Raw genomic sequence first — 16,677 nt, forward strand, 5'->3', positions numbered from 1 at the left:
GTGCGGCCATGGTGAGGCGCGGGGCAGGGGGAGGTCAAGCGATGCTGGGGGTAAGGATGCAAATGATGTTGACATTGTTGCTTCAATCGCAACAATCCTGATTTTCTACTGGGACATGTGTCCGTATCAAAAGGATTGTCGATTGGATCGCGACCTGTTCATCGCCGGCGACTGGGGTTCCACCGCGATGCGGCTGCATCTGTGTGAGCGCGAGGCCGGGAAAGTGCGGGTCTTGGCCAGCGCCGCCGGCGCGGGTGTAAAGTTCTGCGACAATTTCGAGCAGGCGTTCTTCGAGGCCGTCGGTGATTGGGTCGCCGCGCATGGGCCGATGCCGGTGGTGCTTGCCGGGATGATCGGTTCGAACCTCGGCTGGGCCGACTGCGCCTATGCGCTCTGCCCCACTGGACCAGCTGTGCTGGCCGAGCAGATGCATCGCTTCAGCGCGCGCGGGCTCGAGATCGCCATCGCGCCCGGGCTGCGCTGCACGAATCTATTTGGGCTGCCCGACGTGATGCGCGGCGAGGAAGTCCAGCTCTTCGGGCTGCTCAGCCTGATCGAGACTTCGACGGAGCGCATGCTCGTCTGCCTGCCCGGCACCCACGCCAAGTGGGCGGTCGTCGAGGACGGCACGGTCCAAAGCTTCTTCACCAGCATGCAGGGCGAAACCTTCGAGATATTGCTCGCGCACAGCCTCGTGGGCCGGGGACTGCCTTCGGCCGCTGCTTCCCTTCCGATCGAACCGACGACGCCAGCGTTCCGCGACGGTTTGTCTCATGTGCGGGGCGATCCCACGCTGGCAAGCGAGCTTGCCGCCTTCTCGGCGCGAAGCCGCGTGGTCACCGGCGACCTGCCTGCGGAAGCGGCGCGCGCCTATCTGTCCGGGCTGTTGATCGGCGCCGAAGTGCGCGATGCCGTCGCCGCGCATCGCACTCGCGGCTACGCGTTCGACGCGATCACCCTGGTCGGTGCCCAGCCGCTCATGGAGCTATATGGCGCGGCGGCCGAAGCTCTTGGGCTGAAGGTTCGTATGCTGCCTGCCCATGACGCGAGCATCCGCGGACTGGCGGCGCTCGCGGGCGTGCGCGAACCGACGGATCGACCGTGAGCGTCGCCGCGCCGCGGTCGCGGATCCGCTGGGCGATCCTGGCCCTGCTGTTCGGCTCGACCGTCCTCAACTATGTCGATCGCCAGACGCTTTCGATCCTGGCCACCACGATCCAGGCCGATCTGAAGCTGAGCGACACCGACTATGCCGGCGTCGTCCAGCTGTTCCTGATCGCCTATACGATCGCCTATCTGGGCGTCGGATGGGTGACTGACCGGCTCGGGCCGAAGATCGCATTGACGCTGTTCGTCGCGTGGTGGTCGATCGCCAATATGGTGACCGGTTTCGTCCAGTCGGCAGGGCAGCTGGGCACCGCGCGCTTCTTCCTTGGCCTCGGCGAAGCCGGCAATTACGTCGCCGCCCCCAAGACCGTGTCCGAACGCTTCCCGCCGCAGGAGCGGGGCTTCGCGGTCGGCGTCTACACTGCCGGAGCGATGGTGGGCGCTACGATCGCGCCACCACTGATCGGCTGGCTGGCGCTGACCTATGGCTGGCGCGCGGCGTTCCTTGTCACCGGTGGCCTCGGCTTCGTCTGGATCGCCGCATGGCTGCTCGTCTTCCGCAAGGCGCCGAAGATCGAGGGGAGTGAGGGCGAAGGGGAAAGCGAGGTCAAATGGCCGTTGCGTCGCATCCTTTCAGACCGGGGCGTGTGGGGTCTCGCCTTGGCCCGTTCTATCACCGATCCGGTCTGGTACTTCTATCTCTTCTGGTTCCCCAAATATCTGATCGACGGGCGCGGGATGACCCTCATGGGCGTCGCGGCAACGGCATGGCTGGTCTATCTCGCCGCCGACGTCGGAAGCATCTTCGGCGGTGGCGCCTCTGGCCGGTTGGTCAAGCGTGGACTGGCGCCGGCGACATCGCGGCTGCGGCTGATGGGCTTCGCCGCGTGCCTCGCGCCGCTCGGCGCGCTGATCGCCACTCAGCCCTCGCTCGCCCTGACCTATGCCCTGGGCGCACTGGTCGCGCTGGCGCACATGGCGTTCTTGGTGAACCTCACTACGCTCGCGGTGGACATCTTTCCCCCCCGCCAGGTTGGCACGATCTTCGGCCTGATCGCGGCGGGGAGCGGAGTGGGCGGCATCATCTCCACCGGGATCGTTGGGCATTTTGCCGAAGGGCGGGATTATGCGCCGCTGTTCCTCGCGATGGCCGCCCTGCATCCGATCGGCTGGCTGATCGCCCGATTTTCGATCTCGCGCGCCCGGCGCGTGCCCGTTCCCTCTCGGGTCTGACACCACATGACGAGCTTCGAAGCAGGCCGGATCGGCACGCACCGCAACCACGGAGCAAGGCTGCGCGAATATGTCTGGCAAGGGCGCCGATGCGTCAGCCTGGAGAATGCGAAGCTGCGCACCGTGATCGCACTTGAAAAGGGCTGCGATATCCTGGAGCTGACTCACAAGCCGACCGACACCGAGACGCTGCACCAGGCGCCCGGCGGCATGTTCCCCCCACTCGCGATGCAATCCTCACCGTTGCCGGGCGGGGGGTTTCGAGACCAGTTCCCCGGCGGCTGGTATGTGATGCTACCGAACGGGCCCGGTCCGTGCGAGCATGGCGGGATCGCCTTTGGCCATCATGGCGAAGCGACGTTCCTCCCTTGGGACTATGCCGTGGAGGAGGATCGAGAGCAGCGGGTGGTGATCCGCTGCCATGCCCGCCTTCGCCGCATGCCGCTGCTGATCGAACGCCGCATCACGCTGGGCGCCGAAGATGCCGTGCTGCACATCGAAGAGGCAGTGACGAACGATTCCTCCCAGCCGCTCGACATGATCTGGGGCCATCACCCGACGTTCGGGGCGCCGCTGCTTGGCGCGGGCGCGCGGATCGATCTGCCCCCCTCGGACATCAAGACGGCGGCCGAAGCGCCGCCGGACGCCACCTTGCCCGTGGCAAGCGAGGGGCGCTGGCCGCATCTGGGCGACGAAGACTTGTCGGTCTTCCCGGACGACGCCCGCAACAGCCAGGACTTTCTGCGCGTCAGCAACTTCGATGCCGGCTGGTTCGCCATCCGCAACCCGGTGCGAAAGGCCGGCGTCGCGCTGCGCTGGGACGAAGAACTGTTCCCCCTGCTGGGCTATTGGCGCCTCGCCGGCGGCGGCAGCGACTATCCCTGGTACGGTTCGCGCAATATGCTCGCGCTGGAGCCGTGCAATGAACTGCCTTCGCTGGCCGATGCGGTTGCGAATGGCACCGCGATCCGGCTCGCCCCGCGCGAGACCCGCGCGACCAGGCTGGTCGCGGCCCTCTTCTCCGCGGACGAGCGGGCAGTGACCGGCATGGCATGGGACGGTACCCTGAGCCTGGAGGCCGGCGATGCAGCTTGAAGGCAAGATCGCGCTGGTCACCGGCGCTGCCGGCGGGATCGGCGAAGCGGTGTGCCGGCGCTTCATGGAAGCCGGTGCCAAGGTGGCGGCGTTCGATCTGACGGAGCCCGCGATCGGGGACCTGCGGGTCGGCTGCGACCTGTCGGATGACACGGGCGTCGCCGGTGCGGCCGATCAGGTCCGCGCAGCCCTGGGCGATCCCGACATCGTCGTCCATGCCGCCGCAACCACCGAATTCGCCGGGACGCTCGATTCGTCCCCTTCGGCATTTCTCCGCGTCTATGACGTCAATGTCGGAGGCGCGCTGAGGCTGGTGCAGGCATTTGCGCCGGCAATGCGGGGCAGAGGCGGCGTGTTCACCTTCGTATCGTCGATCAACGCGCGCATGGGAGCACCCGGGCTCGCGGCCTATGCGGCGTCGAAGGGCGGTCTGGAGACCTTCCTCAAGACCTTCGCGCTCGAAGTCGCACCGGATGGGATTCGCGCGAACGGTATCGCGCCGGCCTCGGTGGATACGCCGATGCTTCGCGCGTCGTTTGCCCGCAACCCCGATCCCGAAGCATCGCTTGCCGCAAACGTCCTGCGCCATCCGCTTGGCCGCCTGGGTACGGCGGAGGATATCGCCGAGGCGATCCTGTTCCTGTCGTCGGATGCAGCGGGCTGGATCACCGGCACCGTGCTCGCCATCGATGGCGGCGCCGGTATCACGCGGCGCTGAGAGGTGGTGATGGATTTCAACAGTGCGCGTGCGCAGCTTCCGTTGGTGGCGATCCTGCGCGGGATCCGGCCGGACGAAGCGCTCGAGGTCGGTGAGGTGCTGGTTGCCGCCGGCTTCACGCTGATCGAAGTGCCGCTCAACTCTCCCGAACCGTTCGACAGCATCGCGCGGCTGGCGCGCGGGCTGGGGGAACGGGCCATGGTAGGGGCGGGGACGGTGCTCGATAAGCCCTCTGTCGACGCAGCGGCCGAGGCCGGAGCAAGGCTCATTTTGGCCCCCAACACCGATGTGGAAGTGATCGCCCATGCAAGCGGCCGCGGTCTCACGGTGATGCCGGGCGTGGCGACGGCCAGCGAGGCCTTCGCCGCCATCCGCTCGGGCGCCGCTGCGCTGAAGCTCTTCCCGGCGAGCAGCCTTGGGGCGGGGACCGTTTCGGCCTGGCGCGCGGTGCTCCCGCGGCACGTCCCGATCTTCGCGGTGGGTGGCATCGATGGCGCCAGCTACGCCCAGTTCACGGCGGCAGGGGTCGATGGCTTCGGGATCGGCACTGCCCTGTTCAAGCCGGGGATGACGGCCGATGCGGTGGCCAGCCGGGGCGGCGAGATCGTTGCCGAGTGGCGGAGATCGATCGGATGATCCTGGGCCGGCGGGCAGCGCTCGGGGTCGTTGCTGGCCTGGCAGCCACTCCGGTGGCCGCCTTCGCGCCTCGGCAACGCAGTTGCGGCCGGACAACCACTGTCTGGGCGACCGCAAATGCCCCGCTGGAATATCCGATCGCCGACCGGACGGTCCGTCTCGCCGTCCGCGCGACCGGGGATGCACCCCGGCTGCGGGCGCGGATCAGCAACGCCTTTGGCACCGCGCCGCTTCGGATTGGCTCGCTGCATGTCGGCGCGCGGGCATCGGGACCGGCCATCCGTCCGGGGAGCAATCGTCGGGCGACGTTCAACGGCCAAGCTGCCGTGGAAATCCCGCCGGGCGGCAGCGCGATCAGCGATGTCGTGCCCGTGCCGGTCGCGGCAAATGCCGATCTGCTTCTGAGCATCGCAGTGGCGGGAAGCCCGGGACAGACGACCGGGCATCTGCGGCCAAAGGACAACAGCTATTTGTCCGGCCCTGGAGATCACGGCGCGCGGGAGGATGGCGAAGCCTTTCCCACGGTCGCTCCGCACTGGTTCTTCGCCGATGCCCTGGTCGGTGAGGATTGCCTGGGCGCGGGGGCAGTGGCGATCATCGGCGACTCGATCACGGACAGCGGCGGAACCCCGCGCGGGGCGTACCAGGGTTGGGTAGATTTGCTGGGGCATCGGCTTGCCCGCTTGCCCGAGCCGCAGCGGCTGGGGCTGGTCAACGCCGGCATCTCCGGCAATCGCGTCGCCGCCGAGCGGCCGGGCTCCGGCCCCAGCGCGCTCGCGCGCCTCGATCGCGACGTGCTCTCGCATGCGGGCGTGCACACGCTCATCATCTTTGAGGGGATCAACGACATTTACGGCACGCCGATCACGGCAGGGCCACTGATCCAGGCACATGCCCAGCTCGCGTTGCGGGCACGGCTGGCGGGGCTGCGCGTCATCGGCGCGACGCTGCTGCCGACGCGTCGTCAGGGTTTCACCGCAGAGCGCGAAGGCGTGCGCGCGGCGCTGAACGGCTTTATCCGCACCAGCCCGCTTTACGATCGACGGATCGATTTCGAAGCCGGCGTGCGTGATCCCGCCGATCCGCTCGCGCTGCTGCCCGCCTATGACAGCGGCGATCGATTGCACCCCAGCCCAGCCGGGTATCGCGCCCTTGCCGAAGCCGTGCCGCTGGGCGTCCTCTACCCATAATGAGGTGTCAGTGAGCCGCTACAAGTCTGCCGGCATGACGAACTTTTGTCAGGTGCTGGCTGTGTTGGTCTTGCTGCTGGTGAGCCCTGCCGCCTGGGCGGCCGAACCCGTTGGACAATGGCGGATCGCCTCGCCCGATGCGCGCGTGGCTGCCGAGGTCCGGCGCGCGCCCTCCGGTGGCCTCGCCTATCGAGTGACCCTGAAGCCGGGGCGTGGCGCCGAGCGTTTAGTGGTCGATTGGTCGGCTTTGGGCATCGCCACCTCAAGGCCGGCATATCCCACCGCAGCGACGCCGGACCTGCTGGCGTCTGCGGCCTTCGCCGGCGTCGAGCGCGGCTCGGTGCACGAGCGCTACCGCATGGTGAGCGGCAAGCGGCGCGACAATGATGCCCGCGCCAACAGCCTGACGCTCAACTTCGACCAGTCTGACGGGATTCGCGTCTCGATCGATTTCCGTGCCTATGACGATGGCGTCGCCTTCCGCTACCGGCTGGCAGGACCCAAGCAGATGACCGGCCTGTATCGGCGGCTCGAGCGCGAGGCGACCGAGTTCGACCTCTCCGGGGCGGAGCGCATGTTCGGGCAGACCTATGATCTGCCCGCGGCGTATCGCCCGGCCTATTCGATGCTGGCGGCGGCCGGGGGCCATGCCGTCGGGGCCGCGCCGCCGACTGCCGAGGCGACGGGCTGGGGCTTTCCCGCGCTCTTCCGCCTGCCGGGCGCCTGGGCGCTGATCCATGAGTCCGGGCTGGACGGGCAAAGCTATGGCAGCCACCTTCAGGTTGTGCCGGGTACGCGGCGGTACCGGGTTGCCGGTCCGGATGCGGGCGAAGTCTATGGCGTCGGCTCCGCCGAGGCGCGGCACCCGCTGCCCTGGACGCTGCCGTGGCGCGTGATCGTGGTCGGCGAGACCGCCGGCGCGATCGCGGAATCGAACCTGCTCTTCCACCTAGCCTCGCCCAATGCGATCGGCGACGACGCCTGGGTAAAGCCCGGGTTGGCATCTTGGAGCTGGTGGTCCGACCGCTCGAGTCCCCGCGACCCCGAGAAGATGAAGCCGTTCATCGACTTCGCCGGCGACATGGCCTGGCCCTATTCGCTGGTCGACGCGAACTGGACCGATTTCGGCTATGATCGGCTCCAGCAGCTGATCGATTACGCGGCAGGGCGGAGCGTCCGGCTGCTCCTCTGGTATAATAGCGGCGGCGATAACAATCACGTCACCGAGCAGCCGCGCAACCTGATGGCGGACACCCACACCCGCCGCGCCGAATTCGCGCGGATCAGCATGATGGGCATCGCCGGGGTGAAGATCGATTTCTTCCACACCGACAAGCAGTTCATGATCCAGCGATATCTGGAGATCCTGCGCGACGCCGCGGACTACAAGCTGCTGGTGGTCTATCATGGCTCCACGACGCCGCGCGGCTGGCAGCGTACCTTTCCCAATCTGATGTCGATGGAAGGGGTGCGCGGGGCGGAGGTCTATACGCTCAACGACCCCGGCTACACCGCCGGTGCGCCGGGGCAGAATTCGCTGCTGCCGTTCACCCGCAATGTCGGCGGATCGATGGATTTTACGCCGGTCGTATTCAGCCAGGCCAGGACGCCCCGCCTGACCACGCCCGCGCACGAAGCGGCGACCGGCATATTGTTCGAGTCGGGGGTTCAGCATCTCCCCGATTCAGTCGAGGCTTACCGCGCTCTTCCCAGCGCCTTGCTCAATTATCTCAAGCATCTGCCCGCCGCGTGGGACGAGACCCGCTTCCTGCCTTCCGAACCCGGACGCTACGCAGTCGTCGCACGCAGGTCGGGCGAGCGCTGGTACGTAGCCGGCCTCAACGGCGAGAACCGCGAAATCAAACTGAAGCTGAATCTGGGCTTCATACCGCACGGGGCGACATTGCTCACCGACGGAAAATTGGGCTCGCCGCTTTCAAGCAGCAGCTATACGCCCGCGAAACGCCCCTTCCAGATCACCTTGAAGCCGTATGGAGGGTTCGTGCTGGCGCCCATGTCGCGCTGAACGCCAGGCGGAGACTGCCGGGCGGTTTCGCACCGGGCACCCACGCGAGATTCGAAAAGGAGAGGTCATGCGGAGAATGCTGGCGGGGATGGCGGCCAGCTGCGGCCTGGCATCTCTCCCTCTTGTCGCCGCTGCGCAAACGGATCTGTCGCCAGCTGCAGACGGCTCGGCAGCATCCGGTTACGCACGTGCGGCGCTCAGCAGACGGGAAGCTCCGTTCACGATCGACGGCCGCTTCCCGGGCGGAAACGTCGTCGTCGCTTCCATTTCGGGCGATCGGGTCCTGCTGCACCAGGATCTCAGGGATATGGGATCGGGCAACTGGTTCTACTGGAACTTCAGGGTCAAAGGCGCCGCTGGCCGGGCGCTCACCTTCTCATTCACTCATCCCTGGGGGGCAGGCCGGAAGCCTCTCAACCCGATCGGAGTGCGCGGGCCTGCTGTCAGCCTGGATGGTGGTCGCACATGGCAATGGCTGGGAGCGGAAGCCGCGAACGGGACGTCGTTCACTTATCGCTTTCCACGCGGGCAGCAGGAGGCGCGTTTCAGCAGCGGCATGCCTTACGTGTCGGACCAGTTCGATGCGTTCATGGAAAAATACCGGCACAATTCGCACGTCGAAGTGAATACGCTCGCCCTCACCCGCGAGGGCCGGCGGGTCGAGCGCGTGCATCTCGGCAATTTGAACGGCAACCCGAAGTATCGAGTGGTTCTGGCCGCGCGGCACCATGCGTCGGAAATGACCGCCAGCTACGTGCTGGAAGGGATCATGCAATATCTGCTCGAAGATCCAGTGAACGGGAGATGGTTTCGCGAGCATGGCGAAGCGCTCATCATCCCGTTCATGGACAAGGATGGCGTGGAGAACGGCGAGCAGGGCAAGGGAAGGCGCGGCAGGGACCACAACAAGGATTACAGCGGCACCAGCATCTATTCCGCGACAGCTGCCCTGCGCGCATATGTTCCAATATGGGCAGCGGGCAAACCCCTGGTCGGGATCGACCTGCATTGCCCATGGATCCGCGGCGGCTCTCACGAGAGGATCCACCAGGTCGGCCATCGAGATCCAGCGATCTGGAAGCAGCAGATGCAGTTCGGCAACAAGCTGCAAACGGCCAGCGCGGCATCCCGCCTCGTTTATTCGCAGTCAAGCGACCTGGCTTTCGGCACAAGCTGGAACAAGGGATCGCCGCAGCCTGATGCGACCTTCAAGGACTGGCTGGCCCAGGTTGACGGTGCCAGGCTCGCAACGACGCTCGAAATTCCTTTCGCCAATGCGTCGGGTGGCGAAGTGACGCAGGAAAGCGCTCGTGCGCTGGGCGCGGATGTAGCCCGCGCGCTAGTCGAATATTTGAAGGAACTGGATGGAGCCGGTCGAGCGCCGAACCCGCACATCCGGAACTAGCAACGCCTCCTGACAGCCCACGGGGGGCGAGCATCCTCCTGCCGATCAGGCATTTGCTCGCCCTCATCTGGCTTATCCAGGGTTGCCAGATCCCGGTACATCGGCCGCATAGTTGGTTACGTTGATCCTGCGACGCGTGATCCGCGTATGCCCATATGCCACCGACTTGCGATAGAAGAGGAACGTCTTTCCGTTATCGTACATGCGATCGAAGTTATCGTCGCCATAGTCGCCGCCATCGAAATCGATCGTCACCGGATATACAGCGTCGCTGCTGCTCGATGTCAGCAACGTCTGCGCGGCGCTCCACGTCAGCAAATCGGTGGAGGTCGCATAGCGCACCGAAGTCGAATCGCGGAAGATCGCGATGTAGTGCTTCGACGGTTTGTGCCACACGACGCTGCGGACATAGGTGTTGAACAGCGCCGGCTGGACTGGGGCGCATGGCTGATTGGTGGTCGTATAGGGATTGCCCATCGTCTGCGTGAAGGCCGGGGCGGACGTGCTTCCGTTCCAGGCACGCCAGCTCGATTTGTTCGATGGATCGGCGCTGCGGAACAGGCAGACGCCCTTGGATTGGCCGCCATAGGCCGGCGTCGAATTGCTGTAGGCGTACATGTACCAATAGCCGTCGAGCGTACCGTCCTGATTGCGCCCTCGCACGATGTTCGATGGCGTTCCATAGCCGATCCAGCCAGCCGCCGGCGTATTCGAATGGCCGGGATATTGGGCATGCGGATAGATGGCGACATGGTTCGGCGCGCCGGCGATCTTGGAGAAGCTAAGATGGCGGTTCGCACTAGAAATCGGCTGCGCCGTCCACACCGGGATCGACGAATACCAGCAATTCGGCAGCCCGTCGGACGTTCCGCCCTGATGACATCCTGCTTCCGAGGTGCGGGTTCCGAAATAGTCTCCGTGGCCATAGCCGTAGATGGTACCGGCGTTGAAGTACAACGCCTGTATCCAGGTCTTCTGATCGAATTGGGATTGATTGTTGTTGCCGACATTGCCGATCATCACCGGGCTGCAATCGAGCGCCGCGGTCTTGTCCGGCCAGTTGGTGAAACCCGTCACCGAGCCGGTCCACTGCCAGCCTTTGGCGTCAGGATCGGATACTGTCATGTGAATGACGTTGAACTGATCCTCGAACACCCTGACCGGCCCGTCGATATGAACTTTCTCCGTGCCGCACTTCATCGTCTCGCTGTCGTGGAAGGTGTTAATCTCCGAGTCCGAAAGCGCAAGGATGGGTGCTGCTGCGGCCACCCCCAACGACTGACCTGTACTGGCCGGCGCGCTCTGTTGCGCCGAGGTCCGGGCCTCTAACGGACTGGAGGAAGGAGCCTTGATAAGGCCAGGCTCCAGTGTGTCTGATGTCAACACACTTGCCGCGGCGGCGAGCGTCGCAATGCCTGTCGTCACAGCCATGCCGATAAAGATTTGGTGCCGCCTCATAGCCTCTCCTTGAGATAGGAAGGCCAGCGCGCCTATTGACGTCGCCGGCGCAAGCTGAGCTCGGACGGGGGAACGACCTCAGCAGCCCATAGCTATATAAGTAACAGTAAGAGCGCAAATCGATATTACGTGCCACGAACGGACCGCTGTGCTTCGGCACTGCTGCCAAGGTGTGGAGAACCCACGCGGAGCCGGTTCGATCGGGAGCGAGTTGGCGCATGGCCTGAACGTTGCCAGCGACTGATCGTAGCCACGATTCAACCTTTGGAAATGAGGGAGAGGCGGCTTAGGGTCAGGACCCATTGATGTGAGGGCTGCGATCTGATTCAGGCTCCGTGAGGAGACTGGATGTGAGCGACCTGTACTGGCTGACGGATGAGCAGATTGCGCGGCTGGCGCCGTATTTCCCGAAGAGCCACGGCAGACCACGGGTAGACGATCGACGGGTGCTGAGCGGGATCATCTTCGTGAACCGCAACGGGCTGCGCTGGCGTGATGCACCAAAGGATTATGGGCCGTACAAGACGCTCTACAACCGCTGGAAGCGCTGGGGTGAGATGGGTGTCTTCACGCGGATGATGGAGGGGCTGTCCTTGGCGGGCGCTGAGCGCAGGACGGTGATGATCGACGCGACCTATCTGAAGGCGCACCGCACGGCATCGAGCCTGGCGGTAAAAAAGGGGGTCTCGGGCGCCTGATCGGCCGCACCAAAGGGGGCATGAACACCAAGCTCCATGCCATTACCGATGCCAACGGCCGTCCTCTGAGCTTCTTCATGACCGCGGGTCAGGTCAGCGATTATATCGGCGCGGCCGCTCTGCTCGACGAGTTGCCGAAGGCGCAATGGCTGCTCGGCGACCGGGGCTACGACGCTGACTGGTTCAGGGATGCGCTCCAGGAGAAAGGCATAATGCCCTGCATCCCAAGCCGAAAATCGCGCAACGAACCGATCAAATACGACAAGCGCCGCTACAGGCGTCGCAATCGGATCGAGATCATGTTCGGCCGTTTGAAGGACTGGCGCCGGGTCGCAACGCGCTACGATCGATGCCCGACCGCCTTCTTCTCCGCCATCGCGCTCGCCGCCACCGTCATCTTCTGGCTATGACCAATGAGTCCTGACCCTAGGGCGCTGCGCCCGGTAACAGCGCCGACCCACCGCCCATGCGGGCGCCCGCTGTTGCACTGCAGGGGCCGCGATTCACGGGCGAGCCTGAACCGCTGCTGCTGAGGGGCCGAAGGATGGCTGTGGGGTTTGAGCCATCGAGGAGGGGGTGGCCGATCGACTGCCAAGTACGCTTGGCGCGACAATCTGCCGCCCAACCGCGCCGCCATTTTTCCCTCGGTCCGGCCATGTGGCGCAGAAAGTGGATGCGTATTCTCAGTCCGTCGGCGAAGAGCCCGTAGATCCTGGCGTTAGTTCGGTTTCGTAGGCGGAGAGATCCTGTCCATCGCTTCTTCGGCCCCGAAAGGGGATACCGCCCCGGGGCAGTCGACCTGCCTGTCGAATGGCCGGGGCGGGAACGCTGAGGGGGCCCAGCGCACGCCAGCTGAATGACGGCGCTGCGTTTCCGGATGATGTCGTCCAGGTTACCGATGAAAGGAGATCTGGGGCAAAGTCTCGGGACCACGTTCCAGGCCACCACGCGGATAGGTACACTGGTCTGCCGGCGAGCGCTGCTGCCAGATGCCACGTAAGATCGAACCTTTCATCGACGGACAAAAGTCATTCAACCGACGGACGGTCTGCCCGTGCGAAAGCCTCTATCACTTATCGCAGGCTCAGCTGTCTATGCTGGCGCCGGTGCAATGGGCGCGCTCGCATCAGCGTAGAAGATCGTTCGACCGGTGCATTGGTGACGTTGCAACGATCGGATGAGCGTAGCCCGCAGCAGGCAGTGCTCGCCCTTTACGGGGACGAGGTGTTGTGGTTGCGAATTCGTGTGAGTCTGGGCGGCGCGTCGGCGCCCGCTTACGATAGACTGAAGTCGCTTTAAGCAGAACCTTGGCTTGGCCGGCGTTATGCTCGTTCTAGCAGCGCGGACGCCTGCCAAGCCGCGGAGCCTCAGCTCCGCGGTTCCGTCACCCCGCCGATGAGGCCTTGGCGCCCCGTTTTAGTGCAGAGGACCTTGCTCTGCGGCGCGTCCTTGGAAGAGCAGCTTCCAGCTTGTTAGCGCCCAGCCGCCGCTGCGATGCCGCGCTCCAATCCGCGGAGTTCGGCGAGGCCGCGCATGCGACCCAGCAGCGAATATCCCGGGTTGGTGTGCTTGTTGAGATCATCCAGCATCTGGTGGCCGTGGTCGGGTCGCATCGGGATCGACCGTTGTTCGCGCTGCTGGAGCGCGTAGACCGCGGCCACGACGGCCGGCATGTCGGCGCTCCCCTCAAGATGCTCGGCCTCGTGGAAGGCGCCGCCGGGCTCGCGCTGGACCGAGCGCAGGTGGAGGAAGCCGATGCGGTTGCCGAGGCGTTCGACCATCCCCGGCAGATCGTTGTCGGCACGGACGCCGAACGATCCGGTGCAGAAGCACAGGCCGTTCGAGGCGGCCGGAACCCGGGCGAAAAGGTCCGCGACATCCGCCTCGGTGCTCACCACCCGGGGCAGCCCGAAGATGGGGAAGGGGGGGTCGTCGGGATGGACGACCAGGCGGATACCGAGCGCGTCCGCTTCGGGGCACACTGCCTCCAGAAAGGCCACGTGGTTGGCCCGAAGCTGCGCAGCGTCGATCCCGTCATAGGTACCGATCGAGCGCAGGAACTCGGCGGAGGTGAAATGCTCCTCGCTTCCCGGTAGGCCCGCGATGATCGTGCGCTCCAGGCCCAGCCGCGCGTCCTCGTCCATCGCGTGGAAGGCGCGGTTGGCGGTCTCGATCATGTCGCCGTCATAGTCGCGCTCGGCACCCGGGCGCTGCAGCATGTGCAGGTCATAGGCCGCGACCATGACGGGATCGTAGCGCAGCGCGCGTGCGCCGGTCGGCAGCGGCCACGCCAGGTCGGTGCGGGTCCAGTCGAGCAGCGGCATGAAGTTATACGTGACCACGTTGATTCCGCAGGCCGCAAGGTTGCGCAGGCTCTCGCGATAGGCATCGATCAGCTGTTCGCATGCCGCAGTGCGCGTCTTGATGCCTTCGTGGACCGGCAGGCTTTCGACAACGGTCCATGCGAGCCCTGCGGCTTCGACCTGCGCCTCGCGCGCCGCGATCGCCTCCTGCGGCCAGACGGCGCCGTTGGGAATCTCGTGCAGTGCCGTCACTACCCCGGTGGCGCCAGTCTGGCGAATGTCGCCCAGGCTTACCGGGTCAGCCGGTCCGAACCAGCGCATCGTCTGCGTCATCATCATGGGCGATTAAGACCTTCGCTTTCGTGGAACCGCCGCGGCGGTCGCGGACAGGCTAGTGCGGACCTGCACGTCAGACAAGTCGCAGTGCGTCGCCCCGCTTCTTGCAGAGATGCTCGTCAAAAGTTATCTGAACAATTCCACAAATGGTGCTTCTTCATGATCACTGTCCAATCCGCGCTACAGGTCGATCCGCGGGACGATGTCGCGACGGCGCTACGCGACCTGCCGGCCGGCGAGACGGTCACGCTGGCGCAAGGCCCGGTGACGCTGTGTGAGCCGGTGCCAAAGGGGCACAAGCTGGCCGCTCGCGCGATGGCGGCTGGGGCAGAGGTGGTGAAGTTCGGCTGGCCGATCGGCCGTGCGACGCTGGACATCCCGGCGGGCGCACACGTTCACACCCACAATGTGCGCACACTACTCGAAGAGGCTCAGCACTATTCCTATGCGCCGCCGGCCTCCGAGGAGCTGGCGCCGGTCGCGCCGCGCACCTTCGAGGGTTATCGACGGGCGAACGGTGCCGTCGGCACGCGCAATGAGATTTGGGTGCTGTGCACCGTCGGCTGCGTCGGCGGGACCGCCCGGCGCCTTGCAGAGCTGGCCGAGCGTCGCTTTGGCGGGCGGGTGGACGGCATCCATGCATTTCCGCACCCCTATGGCTGTTCGCAGTTGGGGGACGATCTCGACCACACACGCACCATGCTCGCCAGCCTTGCCCAGCACCCGAATGCCGGCGGCGTGCTGCTGATCGGGTTGGGCTGCGAAAATAACCAGATGGATGCACTGCTCGCCTCCGCGCCCGGGATCGACCGCAATCGGCTGCGGTCCTTCACCACGCAGATGGTGAGCGATGAATATGAAACCGGCCTCGCCATGATCGAGGAGCTGGTGGCGATCGCGGAACAGGACCGGCGTGCGCCGGTGCCGCTATCGGAACTGGTGCTGGGGCTGAAGTGCGGCGGCTCGGATGGCTTTTCCGGAGTGTCGGCCAACCCGCTGGTCGGGCGCGTCGCCGACGCCGTCGCGAACGCAGGCGGGACGCCGATCCTCACGGAGATCCCGGAGATCTTCGGCGCTGAGCGCATTCTGATGGCGCGGGCCAAGGACGAGGCCGTGTTCGGCGAAATCTGCAAGCTGGTGGAAGACTTCAAGGGCTATTTCATCGCCCATGGCCAGCCCGTCTACGAAAACCCGTCGCCCGGCAACAAGGCGGGAGGCATCACCACGCTCGACGAAAAGTCGCTGGGCGCGGTGCAGAAGGCGGGGCGTGCGCCGGTGGTCGATGTGCTGCGCTACGGCGAACGCGTCCGCCAGAAGGGCCTCCTCCTCCTGGAGGCACCCGGTAACGACGCGGTTTCCTCGACCGCGCTAACGGCGGCAGGAGCGACCGTAATCCTCTTCACCACCGGGCGGGGCACCCCAATGGGCTTTCCCGCGCCCACGCTAAAGATCGCCTCGAACACGAGCCTTGCTGAGCGCAAGCCGGGATGGATCGACTTCGATGCAGGCCCGCTCCTCGACGGCGAGGCGCCCGAAGTCGTGACCGAGCGGCTGCTCGATCTGGTGATCGCGACCGCCTCTGGTCGCGAGACGCGTGCCGAGCGCAACGGCGAGCGTGAGATCGCCCTGTGGAAGCAGGGGGTCACCGTTTGAGGCAGGGATGACAGCGGCTCCGGTGCCGCCTAGGCTGCAAGGGTGCAGGAACCCAGCATGACCCGAGGCGCCGGGCGCAAGCTCTACCAGGCGATCATCGACGCCCTTCAGGCGGACATTGCCAGTGGCCGCTTTACCCCGGGTGATCGACTGCCGACCGAGCGCGAACTGGTCGAACGTTTCAGCGTCAGCCGCCTGACCGTGCGCGAAGCCGTGATCGGCATGGAGATCCTGGGCCTGGTCGAGGCACGGCGCGGATCCGGAGTCTATGTCACGGCCAATGCGCCGGGGCTCCTCCAGCCCTCCGACCTCGACATCGGCGCGTTCGAGCTGATCGAGGCACGCAGGCTGGTGGAGGGGGAATGCGCGGCGCTGGCCGCGATCACGCGCAGCGAAGAGGATATAGCGGCGCTCCGCGAGATTCTTGAGCGGATGATCGCCGAGAACGCGATCGACAGCCCCGACGAGTTCGCGGACCGGGAGTTTCACCGCCAGATCGCGCGCGCTACCGCCAACACCGCGATGGTCCTGACGGTGGAAACGCTGTGGGACGTGCGCCACCATTCCCCCCTTTGCGTCGCCATGCTCGACCGAGCGCGGCGAGCGGGGGTGAAGCCCCGGATCGAGGACCATCGCGCCATCCTGGACGCGATCGCTGCCGGAGATCCGGATGCTGCGCGCCACGCGATGCGGCGACACCTGGGGCGGGTGATCGAGCATTTGCTCGAGGCCACCCAGCACGACGCCCTGGAACGCGTTCGCGCTGAGGCCGCCCAGCTGCGCGACCGTGCGAACCGCTTTTCCGCGATCCGCTGAACC

The 16,677-nt window shown here is 65.6% G+C and carries 13 protein-coding genes; 11 read left to right on the top strand and 2 right to left on the bottom strand.

The window, feature by feature from the left end; genetic code table 11:
- Positions 1–142 precede the first annotated feature (142 nt).
- From QP045_RS17890 to QP045_RS17925, 8 genes are all read left to right on the top strand, one after another.
- On the top strand, positions 143–1,105 hold the full coding sequence (locus QP045_RS17890; protein ID WP_422516360.1) for a 2-dehydro-3-deoxygalactonokinase: 963 nt from the start codon (positions 143–145) through the stop codon (positions 1,103–1,105).
- Complete coding sequence (locus QP045_RS17895; RefSeq protein WP_422516361.1) at positions 1,102–2,340, top strand: MFS transporter; 1,239 nt, start codon at positions 1,102–1,104, stop codon at positions 2,338–2,340. The genes QP045_RS17890 and QP045_RS17895 overlap by 4 nt, the downstream gene beginning before the upstream one ends.
- A 6-nt stretch (positions 2,341–2,346) precedes the next feature.
- Positions 2,347–3,435 carry a DUF4432 family protein gene (locus QP045_RS17900; protein ID WP_422516362.1) on the top strand — a complete coding sequence of 363 codons (1,089 nt, stop codon included), beginning with the start codon at positions 2,347–2,349 and terminating at the stop codon, positions 3,433–3,435.
- Complete coding sequence (locus tag QP045_RS17905) at positions 3,425–4,153, top strand: SDR family NAD(P)-dependent oxidoreductase (RefSeq protein WP_422516363.1); 729 nt, start codon at positions 3,425–3,427, stop codon at positions 4,151–4,153. The genes QP045_RS17900 and QP045_RS17905 overlap by 11 nt, the downstream gene beginning before the upstream one ends.
- A gap of 9 nt (positions 4,154–4,162) precedes the next feature.
- Complete coding sequence (locus tag QP045_RS17910) at positions 4,163–4,789, top strand: 2-dehydro-3-deoxy-6-phosphogalactonate aldolase (RefSeq protein ID WP_422516364.1); 627 nt, start codon at positions 4,163–4,165, stop codon at positions 4,787–4,789.
- On the top strand, positions 4,768–5,979 hold the full coding sequence (locus QP045_RS17915) for a GDSL-type esterase/lipase family protein (RefSeq protein ID WP_422516365.1): 1,212 nt from the start codon (positions 4,768–4,770) through the stop codon (positions 5,977–5,979). Before QP045_RS17910 ends, QP045_RS17915 begins: the two co-directional genes overlap by 22 nt.
- Before the next feature lie 34 nt (positions 5,980–6,013).
- A complete protein-coding gene (locus QP045_RS17920; protein WP_422516366.1) occupies positions 6,014–8,005 on the top strand; it encodes a glycoside hydrolase family 97 catalytic domain-containing protein in 1,992 nt (663 codons plus the stop codon).
- Between the two features lie 67 nt (positions 8,006–8,072).
- On the top strand, positions 8,073–9,410 hold the full coding sequence (locus QP045_RS17925; RefSeq protein ID WP_422516367.1) for a M14 family zinc carboxypeptidase: 1,338 nt from the start codon (positions 8,073–8,075) through the stop codon (positions 9,408–9,410).
- Between the two features lie 72 nt (positions 9,411–9,482).
- Here QP045_RS17925 and QP045_RS17930 read toward each other — a convergent pair whose 3' ends face one another.
- Positions 9,483–10,868: a hypothetical protein gene (locus QP045_RS17930; RefSeq protein WP_422516368.1), complete on the bottom strand. Its 1,386-nt coding sequence runs from the start codon at positions 10,866–10,868 to the stop codon at positions 9,483–9,485.
- A gap of 350 nt (positions 10,869–11,218) precedes the next feature.
- Between QP045_RS17930 and QP045_RS17935 the strand changes: the two genes are divergently transcribed.
- Positions 11,219–11,976, top strand: a protein-coding gene (locus tag QP045_RS17935) for an IS5 family transposase (RefSeq protein WP_422516369.1) whose coding sequence is annotated in 2 segments (ribosomal slippage) — positions 11,219–11,540 and positions 11,540–11,976 — 759 coding nt in all. Because the reading frame shifts where the segments join, the coding sequence is not laid out codon by codon here.
- 1,062 nt (positions 11,977–13,038) lie between these two features.
- Here the strand turns inward: QP045_RS17935 and uxuA are convergent.
- Positions 13,039–14,202 carry a mannonate dehydratase gene (gene uxuA / locus QP045_RS17940; RefSeq protein WP_422516370.1) on the bottom strand — a complete coding sequence of 388 codons (1,164 nt, stop codon included), beginning with the start codon at positions 14,200–14,202 and terminating at the stop codon, positions 13,039–13,041.
- 162 nt (positions 14,203–14,364) lie between these two features.
- Between uxuA and QP045_RS17945 the strand changes: the two genes are divergently transcribed.
- The gene (locus QP045_RS17945) at positions 14,365–15,858 is read left to right on the top strand and encodes a UxaA family hydrolase (protein ID WP_422516371.1); all 1,494 of its coding nucleotides are present in this window, start codon (positions 14,365–14,367) and stop codon (positions 15,856–15,858) included.
- Between the two features lie 57 nt (positions 15,859–15,915).
- A complete protein-coding gene (locus tag QP045_RS17950; RefSeq protein WP_422516372.1) occupies positions 15,916–16,674 on the top strand; it encodes a FadR/GntR family transcriptional regulator in 759 nt (252 codons plus the stop codon).
- Positions 16,675–16,677: the final 3 nt, after the last annotated feature.

Origin of the sequence: Sphingomonas sp. 3-13AW (genome assembly GCF_049311085.1) — a bacterium.
In the GTDB taxonomy this organism is placed as follows: Bacteria; Pseudomonadota; Alphaproteobacteria; order Sphingomonadales; family Sphingomonadaceae; genus Sphingomonas.

Excerpts from the sequence above, each read along its gene's own strand:
- uxuA (WP_422516370.1), bottom strand. The coding sequence starts at position 14,202 with ATGACGCAGACGATGCGCTGGTTCGGACCGGCTGACCCGGTAAGCCTG.
- QP045_RS17910 (WP_422516364.1), top strand. The coding sequence starts at position 4,163 with ATGGATTTCAACAGTGCGCGTGCGCAGCTTCCGTTGGTGGCGATCCTG.
- QP045_RS17930 (WP_422516368.1), bottom strand. The coding sequence starts at position 10,868 with ATGAGGCGGCACCAAATCTTTATCGGCATGGCTGTGACGACAGGCATT.
- QP045_RS17920 (WP_422516366.1), top strand. The coding sequence starts at position 6,014 with ATGACGAACTTTTGTCAGGTGCTGGCTGTGTTGGTCTTGCTGCTGGTG.
- QP045_RS17950 (WP_422516372.1), top strand. The coding sequence starts at position 15,916 with ATGACCCGAGGCGCCGGGCGCAAGCTCTACCAGGCGATCATCGACGCC.
- QP045_RS17900 (WP_422516362.1), top strand. The coding sequence starts at position 2,347 with ATGACGAGCTTCGAAGCAGGCCGGATCGGCACGCACCGCAACCACGGA.
- QP045_RS17905 (WP_422516363.1), top strand. The coding sequence starts at position 3,425 with ATGCAGCTTGAAGGCAAGATCGCGCTGGTCACCGGCGCTGCCGGCGGG.
- QP045_RS17925 (WP_422516367.1), top strand. The coding sequence starts at position 8,073 with ATGCGGAGAATGCTGGCGGGGATGGCGGCCAGCTGCGGCCTGGCATCT.
- QP045_RS17945 (WP_422516371.1), top strand. The coding sequence starts at position 14,365 with ATGATCACTGTCCAATCCGCGCTACAGGTCGATCCGCGGGACGATGTC.